Consider the following 15,802-nt stretch of genomic DNA (forward strand, 5'->3'; position numbering starts at 1 on the left):
GCTTATTCACCAAATCCTCGCGCCTTGAGCTTGGGCAATCCGCCCCGCTCGGGGCGCAGGGTACGGCAAATATCCATCCCCTTGAGCCCACGCTGGATATGGTCAGGCGAATGGCCAAACACCATGCCGTTGCTGCGGTAGAGGTTGTTGTCATCCAGCTCGAACTTCTCGCCGCCGATCAGCAACTGCTCGCGGCCATTGACCGTATCACCCCGTTTGATGGGCACCTTCATATCGCTCAGCACCTCGCCGGTGGCACACCCCTCGCGCCAGCGCGCCTCGCTGGAGAAGGGGGTAATGGCTATTTCACGCCAGGAGCCATCCCGGAATTCGACCCGATACTTCTCGGCCAGCAGATCGCAGCCAGCCAATGGCAACAGAGCCATCAAACAGATGATTTTCTTTGAAAATTTCACTCAATCGCACTCCTTTGCCCGGTTCTGCACAGGATAAATAAATTGCCGCCCCAACGCACCATTTCCCCGCGCCGCAGCAGCTATGCTGGAAATAAAACCACAATAAGGTGCTGCTATGGCTGGCGAAAACCTCACCGCGCTACCGACGCTGATCTGGATTGGCGAACACCCGTTCTGGACCCTGCTCACCCTCTCCCTGATGCTGATCCACTTCTGGCGCCGCCCCGGGCAACGACGGGAGCTGCTATCTGAGCTCAGTTTCGTGATGATTAGCGCGGTGGTGATCCTGCTGATCCAGCTGGAAGGGGGCTGGTTCAAACTGCCGCTGCCCCATCAATTGCTGATCGAGATCTCCACCCTGCTGGCTGGCCTGATACTGGTGAAGATATGGGGGATCCTGCTGTTCGAATTTCTGCTCCCCCTCTGCCATGTGCGGATCCCTCGGATCATCGCCGATATCGTCATCACCATCGGCTATATCGGCTGGGGTCTGTTTCGCCTCTACGCCTCCGGCATGGCGCTCGGGGAGATAGTCACCACCTCGGCGGTCATCACCGCGGTCATCGCCTTCGCCATGCAGGACACCCTTGGCAACCTGTTGGCCGGGGTCTCCATTCAGCTCGACAACTCCATCGCCATCGGTGACTGGCTGCAAGTCGATACCACCCAGGGCAGGGTGGTGGAGATCAACTGGCGTGCCACCACCATCGAGACCCGCAACTGGGAGACAGTCGTCATCCCCAACAGCCATCTGCTCAAACAGCGCTTCACCGTGCTCGGGCGCCGCCGTGGCGAACCCTTGCAGTGGCGGCGCTGGGTCTGGTTCGATCTGACCCTGGATACCTTGCCGACCCAGATCATCGCGCTGATCGAGAAATCCCTGCGGGAGACCAAGCTCCCCTGTGTCGCCAAGCATCCGCAACCGGACTGCCTGCTGATGAATGTCGAGGGGGGCATCGCCCGCTATGCGGTGCGCTACTGGCTCACTGACCTGGCTCGCGACGATCCGACCGACTCCATGGTGCGCAGCCTGATCGATGCCGCCCTGCGCCGCAACGATCGCCGCCTCACCCCGCCGATCTTCAACGTCTTTATGGCCAAGGAGAAGCAGCATCTGGATGCCCGCCACAAGCGCCACACCGCCGAACGAACCGATACCCTGCGCAAGCTGCCGCTGTTTGCCATGTTGCAGGAGAACGAGCTGCTCCAGCTGGCCGATCAGGTGAAGTTCGCCCCCTTCGTCAGCGGCGACATCATGCTTGAGCAGGGAGAGGTCTCCAGCTGGCTGTTCGTGCTGGTCAAAGGGGAAGCCGAGATGGTGGTTAATGTCGAGGGGCGAGAGCTGAAGCTTGGTACGCTCAACGCGGGAGACTTCTTTGGCGAACTGAGCCTGCTCACCGGCGAGCCCAGCTCCTTCACGGTACGGGCGGTGGCCACCGTCGAAACCTATCGCATCAATCAGGCAATGTTTCAGGAGCTGGTGATGCAGCGCGAGGCGCTGGTCGAGCCCCTCTACCGGGTTCTGAGCGACCGCCAGCAGGAGCAGCGGGCCCTGCTGGAGCGGGAGGCGGAAGCCATGAAGCAACCACCACAACAGCTTGATCTGCTTGATAAACTGATGAAGCTGTTCGGCGGCAGATGACGTAGCATGGCACCGTATTGAGGACGTGATAGAGAGAACAGCAGCCATGTTACTGACCACCCTGGCCCTTGCCGCCAGCCTGCAATTTGATTGTCCCACCACCATCGAGACTCGCCAGCAGCTGCTGACCCCGCAGCAGGGCTGGCAGGCGTTCACCCGCAATGACGATGGCAAACCGGACGAAACCCTCAGTCACCGGCTCGATAATCTGGCCCTGTTCGATGGAGATCCTGCCGAACTGGCCCAACTCAAACCGGATAATGGCGACAGCGACGAGATCCACTACTGGAGCCAGCTCGATAGCAGCCTGCGCCCGCTCTATCTGGTCTGCCGCTATCAGAACAGCGCCATCACCCTGCAGCAGGCGCTGCCCGTCGGCATCAGTTACTGCCGCGTCAACCAGCGCGACCGCTACACCCTGCTCGGGTTGGTTTGTCGCAAATAGCGGGCGTAACCCCTTGCCATATATCGCTATTCGATGACAGCCATTACCGCCTGAGCGTGGCCACCCGCCAGCGCCATCAGAGCAGCAGTTCGGCCAGCTCCTCCAATGCCGTCAGCTCCACGTCCGGCAACAGTTGCAGCTGTTGCCACGGTTGCTGCCGTTCGTTGAGCCAGGCGGCGCGAAAGCCGTGCAAGCGGGCACCCAGCACATCGGTCTCGGGATGATCCCCCACATGGAGGATCCGCCCCGCTGGCAACTTGAGGGTGCTGCGGGTCTGCTCAAACATATCCGGTGCCGGTTTCATTCTGGCGCCCGCCCCCGCCTTGCAGACCAGCGTGAAGTAGCAATCCAGCCCTGCCTGCGCCAGATCCAGATTGCCGTTGGTGATGACCACCAGCGGATAGCGTTCGGCCAGTCTGGCCAGCAGCTGATGAGTGGACTCGCTCACCTCGATCTTCGAGCGCTCTGCCAGAAACGCAGCAAACACCTGCTCCGCCTCGCGGCTGGCCTGCTGGTCGGCCATCCCCCCCTCGACCATGGCGGCGTGGATGGTCTGCTGGCGCGCCAGGCTGACATCGTGGCGCAGCTCGGGCCTGGCCAGCAACACGGCGCGTTTTAACTCCAGCCAGCGCGGCTTGTCGAGCATGGCGGTGGCCAGATATTCGCTGCGCAGATGGTTCAGCATCCACTGCTCGGCACGCACGATGGCGGGGCCGTTGTCATAGAGGGTGTCATCGAGGTCAAACGAGATGGCAGCAACCGGCTGCCAGCGGCGATAGAAGTGCATGGACTCTCCTCTGCAACGGGGCTCAGGGCCCGTTATTCATCGTCCTGCGCATCCGGGTCACGCTTGGCCCTGGGGTGGGCGCTGTCGTAAACCTTGGCCAGATGCTGGAAGTCGAGGTGGGTATAGATCTGGGTGGTAGATAGGTCGGCATGTCCCAGCAGCTCCTGCACCGCCCGCAGATCGCCGGAGGACTCCAGCATATGGGTGGCAAAGCTGTGGCGCAGCTTGTGGGGATGAACGTGGGCGTTGAGCGCCTGCTTGTTGCCCCAGCCATCGAGACGTGCCTGCACCGAGCGGGCCGACAGCCGCTGCTTGCGGCTGGAGACAAACAGCGCCTCGCTCTCATCCCCGGCCAGCAGCGGGCGCACCTTGAGCCACTTCTGCAGCCACTCGACCGCCATCCGGCCGATGGGCAGCACCCGCTCCCGCGAGCCCTTGCCGGTCACCTTGAGCTGGCGGTCGTCGAGCTTCAGATCCACCAGATTGATCCCCACCAGCTCGGCCAGACGCAGCCCTGAAGAGTACATCAGCTCCATGATGGCGCGATCCCGCACCGCCAGCGGATCCTGCTCGTCGGTGATGTTGAGCAGCTGGTGCATCTCGTCCACATCGAGGTTTTTCGGCAGCGGCCGCCCCTGTTTGGGGGTGACGATGCCACGGGCCGGATTGGCGGTCAGCCGACCCTGCCGCACCTGCCAGTCGCAAAAGCTGCGCAGGGCAGAGACCTTGGTGGAAAGGGAACGAGGAGCAAGGCCCCCCTTGTGCATCCGGGTCACCAGAGTGCGCACCTGACTCGCCTCGAGCCGACCCCAGTCAGTGAGCCCCAGGGCCACCAGCTCGGCGCTCATCGCCTCCAGATGGGCTTGATAGTTATTGCGGGTATGAGGGCTGAGCTGACGCTCGACCCTCAGGTATTCGATAAAGGCCGCCAGCTCATCAGCCAGTGCCGCGGGCAGTGGCGGTGCGACGACGGAAGCTTTGGCAAGCACCCTGGCCGGTGTTCTAGCCATGAGTCAACTCGGGCAGACGCAGTTGCAGCAGGCGCCCCAGTTGGCCCAGCAGCAGGGTGTCGTTGTGGGGAGTAAAGTGGCCGGGATCCGAGCTGGCGAAGGCCAGCACACCGAGATCGCCGAGCCGCATCAGGGCCACCGAATTGACCAGCACATCGTGGCCAAACAGCGCCTGCTTCTCGCTCTGACTCAGTCGGCCAAAATAGTAATCCTGCCCCGGCAAACGCTGACCCAGCAGGGATTCGAGCTGCTTTCCCTGCGCCAGAAAACGCTGCTCGGGCCCGCTCAGGGCAAACTTCTTGGGGTTGAGCCAGAGCCGCAACCCGGTCAGGCGCAGCCGCTGGACAAAGGCCTTGCCCATCACGGCACTCACTTCGAACAGGGTCTGGCAACCGTACAGCTCGCCGTAGAGATCGGCATAGACCCGGAAGATCCGCTCGTTCTCGCTGGCGATCCCCATCAATTCGGTGATCTCCTGCTCCAGCTGTTCGATCCGCTCGCGCTGGCGCTCCAGCTGGCGCTCGACCAGCGAGACCGACCCTTTGCGTTCATGGGGAATGCGGATCCGGTCCAGCACGGCGGCATGGCGTTGGAAAAACTCGGGATAACGGGCCAGGTACTCCAGCACAGTGGCTTCATCCACCGATTGCTCCTGCCGTTTGAGTTCGCTCATAAATTGGTTGATCCATCAGAGAAATGGGGCTCGCTGCCCCGACATCATGGGCAAAGGGGGCCAACGCCCCCCGTACCTGAACCTTTATCGGCTAAACCTCTATCTGGCCGTCAAACACATGCTCGGCGGGACCTGTCATATAGACCGGCTGGCCCGGCCCCTTCCAGGCGATGGTCAGCTTGCCGCCCGGCAGACTGACGGTGACCCGCTCCTTGAGCTTGCCCTGACTGATGCCAATCACCGCCGCCGCACAGGCACCGGTGCCGCAGGCCAGGGTCTCGCCACAGCCCCGTTCGAACACCCGTAGCTTGATCTCGGTGGCATTGACCATCTCCATGAAACCGACGTTGACCCGCTCGGGAAAACGCTCGTGGCGCTCCATGATGGCACCGAGCGTCTCGACCGGCGCATCGGCGACCGAAGGCACCTCGATGACGCAGTGGGGATTGCCCATGGAGACCACGCCACACATCACGGTATGCTCCTGCGCCCGCAGCAGATAGGTTTTCTCTGCCTTCTGGGCCCGGAACGGGATCTTGCCCGGCTCAAACTGGGGAACCCCCATGTTGACCGTGACCTGATTCTCCCCCTCCAGCTGCAATACGATGCGACCCCGGGCGGTACTGACCGCGATGCGATCCCGGTTGATCAGCCCCTTGAGACGCACGAAACGGGCAAAACAGCGGGCGCCGTTGCCGCACTGCTCCACCTCGCTGCCATCGGCATTGAAAATGCGATAGTGAAAGTCGAGTTCAGGGTCATAGGGCGGCTCCACCAGCAGCAGCTGGTCAAAGCCGATCCCGAAGTGGCGATCTGCCAGCTTCTTGATGACGTCATTGCTGAAAAATACCTTCTGGGTGACGCCATCCACCACCATGAAGTCGTTGCCCAAGCCATGCATCTTGGAAAAATCTATCAACATCGTGCATTCCTGTGCTGTTAGGGCTGTAAAAATTCACCGAACCAAGGGTCGCCAAGCGCCATGAAGTCGTTGTCCAAAGCCCCATGCATCCTGGAACAATCTATCCACATCGTGCATTCCTGTGCTGTCAGGGCTGTAAAATTCTGTCATCTCTATCTACTGCATCAGGGCAGCAGGTGCTCACCACGCCAGAGATCGGCCAACTGCTCACGCTCGCGGATCAGATGTGCTTCGGCACCATCCACCAGCACTTCGGCAGCGCGCGGACGGGTGTTGTAGTTGGATGACATGGTAAAGCCGTAGGCTCCGGCCGAACGCACTGCCAGCAGGGAGCCCTCGGCAATGGCCAAGGTGCGCTCCTTGCCGAGGAAGTCGCCGGTCTCGCACACTGGGCCCACCACGTCATAGAGCGCGGGAGCATGACCGGCGCGGCTATCCACCTCGATGATGTTCATCCAGGCGCCGTAGAGCGAGGGGCGCAGCATGTCGTTCATGCCGGCATCGATAAGCGCGAAGTTGCGGGTCTCGCCAGGTTTCAGGTACTCGACCCGGGTCAGCAGCACGCCGGCATTGGCGACGATGGCGCGGCCCGGCTCGAACAGCAGGGTCAGATCCCGGCCCGCCAGCTTCTGCTTCAGCGCTTCGGCATACTCGGTCGGATGGGGTGGCTGCTCGGAACCGTAGTTGACCCCAAGGCCGCCCCCCACGTCCAGATGATGGATATGAATGCCTTCTGCAGCCAGACCGTCGATCAGCCGCAGCAGCTTGTCAGCCGCTTCCATAAAGGGATTCAATTCAGTGAGTTGGGAGCCGATATGGCAATCCACCCCGACGATTTCGATGTTCGCCATGGCGGCCGCCTTGCGATAGATGGCTGGCGCCAGCTCGATGGGAATGCCGAACTTGTTCTGCTTGAGGCCAGTGGAGATATAGGGGTGAGTACCGGCATCGATATCCGGATTGACCCGTACCGAAACGCGAGCTTTCTTGCCCATGCTGCCCGCTACCCGATTGAGGCGCTCCAGCTCGGCTTCCGACTCCAGATTGAAGCAGAGGATCTCTTTATCCAGCGCAAGGCGCATCTCCGCTTCACTCTTGGCAACACCGGAGAAGACCACCTTGGCCGGATCACCGCCCGCCGCAAGAACCCGCGACAGCTCGCCACCAGAGACGATGTCAAACCCCGAGCCCAGACGAGCCAGCAGGTTGAGCAGCGCCAGGTTGGAGTTGGCCTTCACCGCGTAGCAGATCAGATGGGGAATATCGCCAGCGGCCTTGTCAAAGGCGTGCCAGTGGCGCTCGAGGGTCGCACGGGAGTAGACGTAAAGCGGGGTACCGTACTGCTCGGCAAGCTGTTGCAGCGAGGTTTGCTCGGCATGAAGCTGGCCGTCGGCGTCGTAGTTAAAGTGATCCAAGGGGGCGGTTCCTTCCTAGAATGGGTGCGGCATTAGTGTGGCGCGGCCTCGGTGGCAGCCTCAGTGGTCGCAGGCGGCGCTGCTTGCGGTGTACTCTGGCTCTGTAGCGGCTCGGGGGGCGGCATATAGAGCGGCCCCTTCAGACCGCACGCGGCCAACCCGAGGGACAGAAGAGTGGCAAGCAGACACTTGGTGAACTGGGTGATCATAATGGTTCGCTGCGAAAAAATTTTTGGCCCTCTATAATCGCACTCACATTGTTAAAAGCAACAGGATAAACCGATGAAGGATCACGAGTATCACGCCCTGACCGACGCCTTTTTCCAATATGTGGAAGACACCCTCGACGAGGGGTATCCGGATATCGACTGCGAACGCAACGGCGGCGTATTGACCCTCTCTTTCGAGAACAAGACCAAGGTCATCATCAACAAGCAGGAACCACTGCACCAGATTTGGGTCGCCACCCGCGAGAACGGCTTCCACTTCGAACTGCAGGGTGACACCTGGATCGACAACCGTTTCGGCCACGAGCTCAAGGCGCTGCTGAGTAAATCCTGCACCGCCCAGGCTGGCGAAGAGGTGGTGTTCCCATGATCGACCTGCACCCGCAGGGCGCCCGCCACGCGGTGATCTGGCTGCACGGGCTGGGTGATTCCGGTGCCGGTCTCGCCCCGCTGGTGGACGCGCTGGACCTGCCCGCCGAGCTACCGGTGCGTCACCTGCTGCCGGATGCGCCGGAGCGCCCCATCACCATCAATATGGGCTACAAGATGCGGGGCTGGTACGACATCAGGAGCTTCGAGGATCCCGACGAGCGAGCCGTGGAATCCCATGTGCGGGAATCAGCCGACCAAATTGCCACATTGCTCGATCAGCTGGTGGCCGACGGGTTTGCCCCCGAGCGCATCGTGCTGGCAGGTTTCTCTCAGGGCGGAGTGATTGCCTCCTTCACCGCGCTGCGCTATCAGGCAACGCTGGCGGGCCTGCTCTGCATGTCCACCTATCTGGCTGCCCCCGACAAGCTGCTCGGCGAGATGAGCGAGGCTGCTCGCACCCTGCCCATCTGCTACATGCACGGCATCTACGACGATGTGGTGAGCCTGTCGCTCGGTTGGGATGCCAAGAACCGGCTTGAAGCTGCCGGGCTCGCCCCCGAGTGGCACGAGTACCCGATGCGCCACGAGATCTGCCGTCCGCAGCTCGGCGACATTCGCAGCTGGCTGCTGGCCCGCCTCGGCGCGTGAGCCCTTCCGGTAAAGCAAACGGCCTGCATCTGCAGGCCGTTTTTTATAGCGATTCCAACTGACGGGTCAGCCCACTTCTCGAGCGGGCGGCACCTGTTCGCGCAGGGAGCCCTGACTGCGATAGGGGATCACATCCAGCTCGCCATTCACCTGTACTATCTCGTAGTACTGGGGCAGGTTGAAGTTGATGAACTGCCCATCATCGCTGAACCGCTCGTGATTGGAGGTATAGAAGCGGTTGACCCCCGCCACCAGCTCATCCTTGTTGCCGGCAAAGTGCTGGTAGATCTCCACCCGGTTCGCCTCATCGAGGATATAGATGTTGGTGCCCGCATCACGGGTATCGAAGAAGAACTGCACCAGCCCTTCGCTGGCGTAGGCATCGACGATGCTCGGCAGATGCTGGCTGTGGGTCTTGTCGAGCCGCAGCGGCAGATGATCCAGCTTGTTGTGGGAGATGTGGCGGTAAAAATCGATGGCGTTTTCCAGCTTCTTCACCGACACCCCGCGCCGCTCGAAGAAGATGCCGTACTTTTCACGGCCGAGCGCCATGGTCTTGACCAGCTGCTGCTTGTCGCGGGCCAGGCGCAGATCGATACACTCCGCCACCAGGGTCTGGAAGCGGGAGCGCACCAGAGAACGGAAGTGCTGGCTATAGCAGAACACCTCGATCATCTCGGGGCCGGCGGCATCCTGATGCATCTTGCCTAGGATGGTGGTGAGGGCATCGACCACAGCTTCATCCCCCTGGAAGTGCAGGGTGCGGATCTCGCTCCAGGAGTTGCGGTAGACCAGATCCACCGAGCCAACCAGACACTCCTGATTGCGACCGAACGAGAAAACATCCACGGTGTTGGCGTCGAACTCGATCACCTGACCGACCCAATGGCTGGTCGGGTCCATCTCCAGATTGAGGAAGATGGAGAGCTGGCGGATCTCGCACGGGCGGCTGAGGGCCAGGTTGGTGGCAAGCGGGTACTTCTCGGGGAAGCAGCCGGAGAGATCGCGACAGAACTGGTGCAGATTGTCGATGTGCAGATCCGAGCCCTGATTGAACAGGTGCACCCGCGACTGGGGGGTCAGCAGATCGTTGAAGTAGGCCCAGGAGACCAGCTTGCTGATGTAACCGTTGAACTCGAGCGGCGCCCGGCCAATGATGTCCACCGGCTCCAGCGAATGTTTGTAGAGATACCAGCCGGCACGGTTGAGGCGACCGTGCGGCACCTGCACGAAGCTGAGATCAGGCTCGCTCAGATCCGGTGCGATCTTGAGGTTCACCCTCTGCACCTTGCCTGGCAGGCTCTCGAATGCGGCATAGAGTTTGCGCGACAGGATGCCGATATCTTCCGGGTTGATCGACTCGCTGATGTTGTTGCGACGGGCGAACTGGATCAGATTGCGGTAGCTCTGCATCAGAGCCTCCAGCAACTCGGCATGGGCGATCTTCACCTCCTCGACCTTCCACTCGTGGCGGTGATCGAGGTGGTACAGCTTGTCCTGGCTCCAACCCCAGTAGGAGACCAGCTGGCTCATCTGCTCGCGGCGCCACTCGGGGGAGTGATCATCCTTGGGATGACTGAGGCCGTCGCACACCTTGAGGTAGAAGCAGCGGCGCACCAGATCGAGTCGCGCCATATCGCCGATGGACTTGAGGTAGTTGGTGACCTTGTCCAGCATCAGGCAGTAGTTGTCGAGCCGGTAGTGCATCCCCTCGTTGTGCTGAAACCAGTCACGGCTGATCATCGAGAGCAAACGGGTGTTGGGGTACTCGTGGGAGTAAGCCTCCATCAACACAGACTTGAGCACCGCCTTATAGGGAGAGTCGATCCCCTTGTAGAGCTGCCACAGGGCAGAGCCGAAATACTCCTCCGCCGGAATACGGTCAAAACTGCCGAGATCAAGCCAATCATCCTGTTTGAGCTTGCCACTCTCAAACAACCCGTTCACATAGTCGTCGTAGTGATCATCACACTCGACAGGAACCAGATACCAGATGAGTCGCTTACCGGCGATGCGCATGGCACTGCGGTAGAACTCGTCAAGCAGCAGCAGATGCTGGGCGCTGCCACAGCTCTCTCCCTGCATCTCGGCATCGTTGGTCTGGCGAAACTTGTCTTCGGGGATCAGGAAGAAATTGAGATCGACCCCGCGCTGCTCCGCCCACTTGGAGAGCATCCGGCACTTCTGTTCCAGCAAGGCGAGCCGCTCTTGCGACAAACCGGCCACGTGGCAGACCCAGATATCGAGATCGGAGTGACAGCACTGGCCGATGGAGGAGGTGCTGCCCATGGAATAGAGCCCCTGAATGGCCCGATCATGGGTTGCCAGACCACTCTGACAGTTGGCATTGCGACAAAGGTCATCGATAAAGGCTTGCTGCTCGGCGGTGGCGCTGAAGCTCCAGATGCCATGAGGGACATCGCCGGAGACATAACCGGGCAGCAGGGGGTGATTGAAGTGCAGCATGACAGGCAGCAGTTGGAATACCTGCTGCCCATAGCGACTCATGAGGCCTAACGCCCGTTGCGTCTTGAGACGGGTAATGTCGTCATAACGCGCAACCAGCGTATCGATGTGTTCCTGCAATGCCCTGCCTATCACCTAGGTGAAAATGACGCACCAAAAGGGGGATACGTCAAAAAAGTGTGATCATGTTAACAATGCAAACAGCGGTGGTAAACAAGCCTACAGCTAAACGCCAGATTATTTCTGGTATGACCACATCAAGTATCAGGGGAAATCATTAAATTTCAATATATTCAATGAATTAATCAATAGCAATTGCTTAATGAAAATCATTTTCAGCATGCATTTTTGAGCTTGCCCCCGCTTTTGCGGGCTCTGCCATGAAAGCCCGGGCAAAGGGTGGTAATATCGATTTCCTTCTAAAAATGAAACAACTGATTGATATGGCAGCCCGAACCCTGAAAATTGCCACTCGCAAGAGCCCGCTGGCCCTGTGGCAGGCCAACTTTGTCAAAGACCGGCTCGAAGCCCTGCACCCACAGTTGCAGGTCGAACTGGTACCCATGAGCACTCAGGGTGACAAGATCCTCGATACCCCGTTGGCCAAGGTCGGTGGCAAGGGGTTGTTCGTCAAGGAGCTGGAGACCGCCATGCTGGAAGGACGGGCCGATATCGCCGTTCACTCCATGAAAGACGTGCCGGTGGAGTTCCCCGAGGGGCTCGGTCTGCACACTATCTGCGAGCGGGAAGATCCCCGCGACGCCTTTGTCTCCAACCGCTTCAAAACCATTGCCGAACTGCCGCAAGGGGCCGTGGTCGGCACCTCGAGCCTGCGCCGCCAGTGCCAGCTGCGCGCCGCCCGCCCGGACCTGGTGATCCGCGACCTGCGCGGCAACGTCAACACTCGCCTCGCCAAGCTGGATGCCGGTGAGTACGACGCCATCATCCTCGCCGCCGCCGGTCTGAAACGACTGGAGATGGCGCATCGCATCACCGCTTTTATCGAGCCGGAACAGAGCCTGCCCGCCAACGGTCAAGGCGCCGTCGGCATCGAATGCCGCCTCGACGATACTGAGCTGCACGCTCTGCTGGCGCCGCTGGAGCACGCCGAGACCCGCGCCAGGGTGCTGACCGAGCGCGCCATGAACCGCGCTCTGCAAGGGGGATGTCAGGTCCCCATCGGTGCTTACGCACTAGTCGAAGGCGAGCAGATCTGGCTGCGCGGTCTGGTGGGCAGTCCCGATGGCAACCAGGTGATCCGTGACGAGATCCGCGGTCCGCTGGCCGATGGTGAGGCCCTCGGCGAACAACTGGCCCAGCGCCTGCTGGCCGCCGGTGCCGACGAGATCCTCGCCGAGGTCTACCGCGCATGACCCCGCTGGTGGTGCGTCCGGCCATTCAGGCCGCCGAACTGGTGCAGTTGCTGCGCCAGCACGGCCATGCACCACTCTGCTGCCCGCTGCTGGAAACCGTGGCGGGCAGTGAACTCCCTCTCCTGCCCGACCTGCTGCGCAGTGCCGATGCGGTTATCGCCGTCAGCATCCATGCCGTTCATTTTGCACACGATTTTCTGTTGCAAACTGGTCAGACCTGGCCACATATTGAGTACTTTGCGGTGGGTCAGGCCAGCGCAGATGCGTTTGCCACCATCGGCATCACGGCAAGCTGCCCGGATGACCCGCGCAGCGAAGGGCTGCTGGCCCTGCCCGCCCTGCAGCAGGTAGCAGGCAAACGGGTACTGATCCTGCGCGGTAATGGCGGGCGGGATCTCATCGCCAGCACGCTGGCCTCACGCGGTGCTCTGGTGCACTATTGTGCGGCCTATGAACGCCACTACCCCGAGCTAGACGGGGACAGATTGACCCACCACTGGCAGGCAGCGGGGCTGGACAGCCTGCTTATTACCAGTGGTGAACTGCTGCAACGGCTGCTGGAGCTGGTTCCCGACCACCAGCGGCCCTGGCTTTTTGACCGCCTGCTGGTGGTCCCCAGCCCGCGCGTGGCCGAGATGGCCAGTGCTGCGGGCTTTATCCATATCACGATTGCCCAAGGTGCATCCAACCAGGCCCTGACGGCCGCACTGGAACTGAGGAAGATGGAATGACAGAACAACAAGAATCCCAGGTCAAACCCCAGCCGACAGCTGTGGTCAATGGCAGCAAGAGCCGCTCCGGTGCCGTACTGGGAGGGGTCGCCATCCTGCTGGCCCTTGGCCTGACCGGCGGTCTCTATCTGCACGGCCACAAGAACGCCGTGGCCCAGCAGGCCGAACTGGCCCAGCTCAAGCAGCAGCTGGCGAGCGCCCTGAGCAAGATCGACCAGACAAGCAGCAAGGATGCCGAGCAGCTGGCCGCACTGGATCAAACCCAGCAGCGACTGCAGGGGGAGATGCAGGGTCTGCAGAACCGGGTACTGGATCTGAATGACAAGCGCCCCAACGACTGGATGCTGGCCGAATCCGAGTATCTGGTACGGATGGCGGGCCGCAAACTGTGGCTGGAGCATGACCTCGTCTCCGCCATCACCCTGCTCGGCAACGCCGACGAGCGTATCGCGGCCCTCAACGACCCCAGCCTGATGCCGATCCGCAAGGCACTGGCCGAAGATATCGCCAAGCTCAAGGGGATGCCGCGCATCGACCGCGAGGGGCTGACCCTCAAGCTGGCGGCGCTGTCCGACCAGATCGAGCTACTGCCTCTCTCCACCGTCAGCATGCCGGAAGCCAAGGCCGAGCCGGATCAGACGGTCAGCACCAATCCCGACGAGTGGGAGAGCAACCTGAAGAAGAACTGGGTCAAGTTCACCGAGAACTTCGTCACCATCCGTCGCCGCGATGGCGCGGTCGAGGCGCTGCTCTCGCCGCAGCAGGAGATCTTCCTGCGTGAAAACCTCAAGACCAAGCTGTTGCAGGCCCAGCTCTCCGTCTATCGCGAGCAGCAGGCGCTCTACGAAGACAGCCTGGACAAGGCCCAACGCTGGCTGACCCAGTATTTCGACACCGACAACAGCGCCACCCGCTACATGCAAGGCGAGATCGACAAGCTCAAGGGTGAGCAGATCCAGATCGACTATCCGGCCCAGTTCAAGACCCAGGCCATGCTGGAGCAGGTGCTAACCGAACGCCTGCAACGCATTCTGGCTAGCAGCTGAGGAGGGCACCATGATCCGTATAATCATTCTGGTTGCCGTGATGGTCGCAGGGCTGATCTTTGGCCCGCAAGCCTCCGGCAACAAGGGCTACGTGCTGATTGCCCTTGGCAATTACACCATCGAATCCTCCGTCACCAGCGCGGTGATCCTGGCAGTGCTGTTCTACGGCGCCCTGCTGATCGTCGAGTGGCTGCTGGGTCGGGTATTCGGCCTGCGCCGCAAGACCCTCGGCTGGTACGGCTCGCGCCGCCGCCGCAAGGCCAATCAACAGACCGTCGCCGCCACCCTGGCAATGGCCGAAGGGCACTACAGTCAGGCTGAAAAGCTGATGATCAAGGGGGCCAGCAACAGCGACACCCCGCTGCTCAACTACCTGAGCGCCGCCAAGGCGGCACAGGCCCGTGGTGACGACGCCCGCCGGGATCAATACCTGCAAAAAGCGCAGGAGGAGAATCCCAAGGCCGAGCTGGCGCTCACCCTGACCCAGACCCATTTGCAGATCGAGCAGGGCCAGTACGATACCGCGCTGGCGATGCTGGAGTCGGTCTACGCCCTCAACCCGCGCCACCCCATGGTGCTGGATCAGCTGCGCCAGGTGCATTTGGCCCGTCAGGACTGGAGTGCCCTATGCGACCTGATCCCGACACTGCACAAGGTCGGCAAGCTGACCCCGAAACAGGAAGAAGATCTGCTGCAACAGGCCTGGTGTGGCCGCCTGCAACAGGCTGCCGGCAGCCTCGAGACCCTCAAAGCGGTATGGCAGGATCTGCCGCGCAAGCTGCGCCTCGAGCCAGAACTGCTGGCATGCTACGGCGATCTGCTGCGCCAGCTGGGCGCCGATGGCGAGGCCGCCACCCTGTGGCAGGAGGCGCTGCGCAAACAGCCGATGCCACAGCTGCTGGCTCGCCTGCCCAAGCTGAAACTCGACAGCTACCAGCCGCTGCTGACGCTGCTGCAAAAGCAGCAGGGGCAACCGGAGGTGGACACCGCACTGGCCCAGCTCTATCTGCTGGCAGGTCAACTGGACGATGCCCAGAAGCTGCTGGAGCAGGAGGTGGAGCGGGCGCCGAGCGCCGCCGCCTATCACGCTCTCGGCCAGCTGATGGACAAACGCCGCCTCACCAACAAGGCCAACGAGTACTATCGTCAGGCACTGGAGCTGGCGGGGATCTGATCCCCGGCAAACAGAAACGCGAGAGGCCGCATGATGCGGCCTCTTTTTTATCTTTTCGCCCTGCCCTCGTCAGGTGGTGAGCCGCTCCAGCTCGCCGATCAGCCAGATGGCCTCGGCGCGATGACTGCCGCACACATCCATCATGGGGCGAAAACCGCCGCACACCGCTGGCCGCTCCGGTTGACCGAAGATCTTGCAGCCAAGGGCGCTATCGAGCTGGATACAGGGGACGCCAGCCGGTTTGCCATCTGGCATACCGGGAATGGCACTGCTGATACTGGGGGCGATGCAACAGGCAGCGCAGCCGCTACGACACTCCATAGACTCCACTCCTTTGGGACGGTCTGAGCCACCATAGCCGAAGCGGCGGCACAAACGTAGCTGGCACACAACAAAAAGCCCGACCGCACGGGCGATCGGGCTTCAGACAACACAGCAGGTTCAGCGAGCCATCA

Annotated in this window: 17 protein-coding genes; 8 read left to right on the top strand and 9 right to left on the bottom strand. The window is 61.3% G+C overall.

All coding sequences use genetic code 11. The features are described from left to right. Positions 1-2: 2 nt before the first annotated feature. Entirely contained in the window at positions 3-386 is a 384-nt protein-coding gene (locus I6L35_RS04445) for a hypothetical protein (protein ID WP_216980240.1), read from the bottom strand. 145 nt (positions 387-531) lie between these two features. Here I6L35_RS04445 and I6L35_RS04450 point away from each other — a divergent pair, with 145 nt between their 5' ends. Both I6L35_RS04450 and I6L35_RS04455 read left to right on the top strand, forming a co-directional pair. Further along, positions 532-2,058, top strand: coding sequence for a mechanosensitive ion channel domain-containing protein (locus I6L35_RS04450; RefSeq protein WP_216979644.1), 1,527 nt, complete (start codon positions 532-534; stop codon positions 2,056-2,058). 46 nt (positions 2,059-2,104) lie between these two features. Next, positions 2,105-2,503, top strand: coding sequence for an STY0301 family protein (locus I6L35_RS04455; RefSeq protein WP_216979645.1), 399 nt, complete (start codon positions 2,105-2,107; stop codon positions 2,501-2,503). A gap of 76 nt (positions 2,504-2,579) precedes the next feature. Here I6L35_RS04455 and I6L35_RS04460 read toward each other — a convergent pair whose 3' ends face one another. From I6L35_RS04460 to I6L35_RS04485, 6 genes are all read right to left on the bottom strand, one after another. After that, a complete protein-coding gene (locus tag I6L35_RS04460) occupies positions 2,580-3,290 on the bottom strand; it encodes an HAD-IA family hydrolase (protein WP_216979646.1) in 711 nt (236 codons plus the stop codon). Between the two features lie 32 nt (positions 3,291-3,322). Continuing rightward, complete coding sequence (gene xerC, locus I6L35_RS04465; protein ID WP_216979647.1) at positions 3,323-4,300, bottom strand: tyrosine recombinase XerC; 978 nt, start codon at positions 4,298-4,300, stop codon at positions 3,323-3,325. Then, positions 4,293-4,973 carry a DUF484 family protein gene (locus I6L35_RS04470; protein WP_005336370.1) on the bottom strand — a complete coding sequence of 227 codons (681 nt, stop codon included), beginning with the start codon at positions 4,971-4,973 and terminating at the stop codon, positions 4,293-4,295. The genes xerC and I6L35_RS04470 overlap by 8 nt, the downstream gene beginning before the upstream one ends. 91 nt (positions 4,974-5,064) lie before the next feature. Then, positions 5,065-5,895: a diaminopimelate epimerase gene (gene dapF / locus I6L35_RS04475; protein ID WP_005336371.1), complete on the bottom strand. Its 831-nt coding sequence runs from the start codon at positions 5,893-5,895 to the stop codon at positions 5,065-5,067. Positions 5,896-6,059: 164 nt separating this feature from the next. Next, a complete protein-coding gene (gene lysA / locus I6L35_RS04480) occupies positions 6,060-7,310 on the bottom strand; it encodes a diaminopimelate decarboxylase (RefSeq protein ID WP_216979648.1) in 1,251 nt (416 codons plus the stop codon). A 32-nt stretch (positions 7,311-7,342) separates the two neighbouring features. Next, entirely contained in the window at positions 7,343-7,519 is a 177-nt protein-coding gene (locus tag I6L35_RS04485) for a lipoprotein (RefSeq protein ID WP_216979649.1), read from the bottom strand. A gap of 73 nt (positions 7,520-7,592) precedes the next feature. Here I6L35_RS04485 and cyaY point away from each other — a divergent pair, with 73 nt between their 5' ends. Both cyaY and I6L35_RS04495 read left to right on the top strand, forming a co-directional pair. Then, the gene (cyaY, locus tag I6L35_RS04490; protein ID WP_216979650.1) at positions 7,593-7,907 is read left to right on the top strand and encodes an iron donor protein CyaY; all 315 of its coding nucleotides are present in this window, start codon (positions 7,593-7,595) and stop codon (positions 7,905-7,907) included. Further along, entirely contained in the window at positions 7,904-8,557 is a 654-nt protein-coding gene (locus tag I6L35_RS04495) for an alpha/beta hydrolase (protein WP_216979651.1), read from the top strand. The genes cyaY and I6L35_RS04495 overlap by 4 nt, the downstream gene beginning before the upstream one ends. Before the next feature lie 66 nt (positions 8,558-8,623). Here I6L35_RS04495 and I6L35_RS04500 read toward each other — a convergent pair whose 3' ends face one another. Next, a complete protein-coding gene (locus I6L35_RS04500; protein WP_216979652.1) occupies positions 8,624-11,143 on the bottom strand; it encodes a class I adenylate cyclase in 2,520 nt (839 codons plus the stop codon). Positions 11,144-11,466: 323 nt separating this feature from the next. Between I6L35_RS04500 and hemC the strand changes: the two genes are divergently transcribed. The 4 genes from hemC to I6L35_RS04520 are packed head-to-tail and all read left to right on the top strand — an operon-like array spanning position 11,467 to position 15,347. After that, on the top strand, positions 11,467-12,396 hold the full coding sequence (gene hemC / locus I6L35_RS04505) for a hydroxymethylbilane synthase (RefSeq protein ID WP_216980241.1): 930 nt from the start codon (positions 11,467-11,469) through the stop codon (positions 12,394-12,396). Further along, complete coding sequence (locus I6L35_RS04510; protein ID WP_216979653.1) at positions 12,393-13,127, top strand: uroporphyrinogen-III synthase; 735 nt, start codon at positions 12,393-12,395, stop codon at positions 13,125-13,127. Before hemC ends, I6L35_RS04510 begins: the two co-directional genes overlap by 4 nt. Continuing rightward, positions 13,124-14,173, top strand: a complete 1,050-nt coding sequence (locus I6L35_RS04515; RefSeq protein WP_216979654.1) for a uroporphyrinogen-III C-methyltransferase — start codon at positions 13,124-13,126, stop codon at positions 14,171-14,173. Before I6L35_RS04510 ends, I6L35_RS04515 begins: the two co-directional genes overlap by 4 nt. A gap of 10 nt (positions 14,174-14,183) precedes the next feature. Continuing rightward, positions 14,184-15,347, top strand: coding sequence for a heme biosynthesis HemY N-terminal domain-containing protein (locus I6L35_RS04520; RefSeq protein WP_216979655.1), 1,164 nt, complete (start codon positions 14,184-14,186; stop codon positions 15,345-15,347). A 69-nt stretch (positions 15,348-15,416) separates the two neighbouring features. Here the strand turns inward: I6L35_RS04520 and I6L35_RS04525 are convergent, their stop codons facing one another. After that, positions 15,417-15,668, bottom strand: a complete 252-nt coding sequence (locus I6L35_RS04525) for a YkgJ family cysteine cluster protein (RefSeq protein ID WP_005336384.1) — start codon at positions 15,666-15,668, stop codon at positions 15,417-15,419. Positions 15,669-15,802: the final 134 nt, after the last annotated feature.

Origin of the sequence: Aeromonas sp. FDAARGOS 1405 (assembly GCF_019048265.1) — a bacterium.
Classification (GTDB): Bacteria; Pseudomonadota; Gammaproteobacteria; order Enterobacterales; family Aeromonadaceae; genus Aeromonas; species Aeromonas veronii_A.

Excerpts from the sequence above, each read along its gene's own strand:
- I6L35_RS04515 (WP_216979654.1), top strand. The coding sequence starts at position 13,124 with ATGACAGAACAACAAGAATCCCAGGTCAAACCCCAGCCGACAGCTGTG.
- I6L35_RS04495 (WP_216979651.1), top strand. The coding sequence starts at position 7,904 with ATGATCGACCTGCACCCGCAGGGCGCCCGCCACGCGGTGATCTGGCTG.
- I6L35_RS04485 (WP_216979649.1), bottom strand. The coding sequence starts at position 7,519 with ATGATCACCCAGTTCACCAAGTGTCTGCTTGCCACTCTTCTGTCCCTC.
- I6L35_RS04510 (WP_216979653.1), top strand. The coding sequence starts at position 12,393 with ATGACCCCGCTGGTGGTGCGTCCGGCCATTCAGGCCGCCGAACTGGTG.
- I6L35_RS04520 (WP_216979655.1), top strand. The coding sequence starts at position 14,184 with ATGATCCGTATAATCATTCTGGTTGCCGTGATGGTCGCAGGGCTGATC.
- hemC (WP_216980241.1), top strand. The coding sequence starts at position 11,467 with ATGGCAGCCCGAACCCTGAAAATTGCCACTCGCAAGAGCCCGCTGGCC.
- cyaY (WP_216979650.1), top strand. The coding sequence starts at position 7,593 with ATGAAGGATCACGAGTATCACGCCCTGACCGACGCCTTTTTCCAATAT.
- I6L35_RS04525 (WP_005336384.1), bottom strand. The coding sequence starts at position 15,668 with ATGGAGTGTCGTAGCGGCTGCGCTGCCTGTTGCATCGCCCCCAGTATC.
- I6L35_RS04460 (WP_216979646.1), bottom strand. The coding sequence starts at position 3,290 with ATGCACTTCTATCGCCGCTGGCAGCCGGTTGCTGCCATCTCGTTTGAC.
- I6L35_RS04455 (WP_216979645.1), top strand. The coding sequence starts at position 2,105 with ATGTTACTGACCACCCTGGCCCTTGCCGCCAGCCTGCAATTTGATTGT.
- I6L35_RS04445 (WP_216980240.1), bottom strand. The coding sequence starts at position 386 with ATGGCTCTGTTGCCATTGGCTGGCTGCGATCTGCTGGCCGAGAAGTAT.
- I6L35_RS04470 (WP_005336370.1), bottom strand. The coding sequence starts at position 4,973 with ATGAGCGAACTCAAACGGCAGGAGCAATCGGTGGATGAAGCCACTGTG.
- xerC (WP_216979647.1), bottom strand. The coding sequence starts at position 4,300 with ATGGCTAGAACACCGGCCAGGGTGCTTGCCAAAGCTTCCGTCGTCGCA.
- dapF (WP_005336371.1), bottom strand. The coding sequence starts at position 5,895 with ATGTTGATAGATTTTTCCAAGATGCATGGCTTGGGCAACGACTTCATG.
- I6L35_RS04450 (WP_216979644.1), top strand. The coding sequence starts at position 532 with ATGGCTGGCGAAAACCTCACCGCGCTACCGACGCTGATCTGGATTGGC.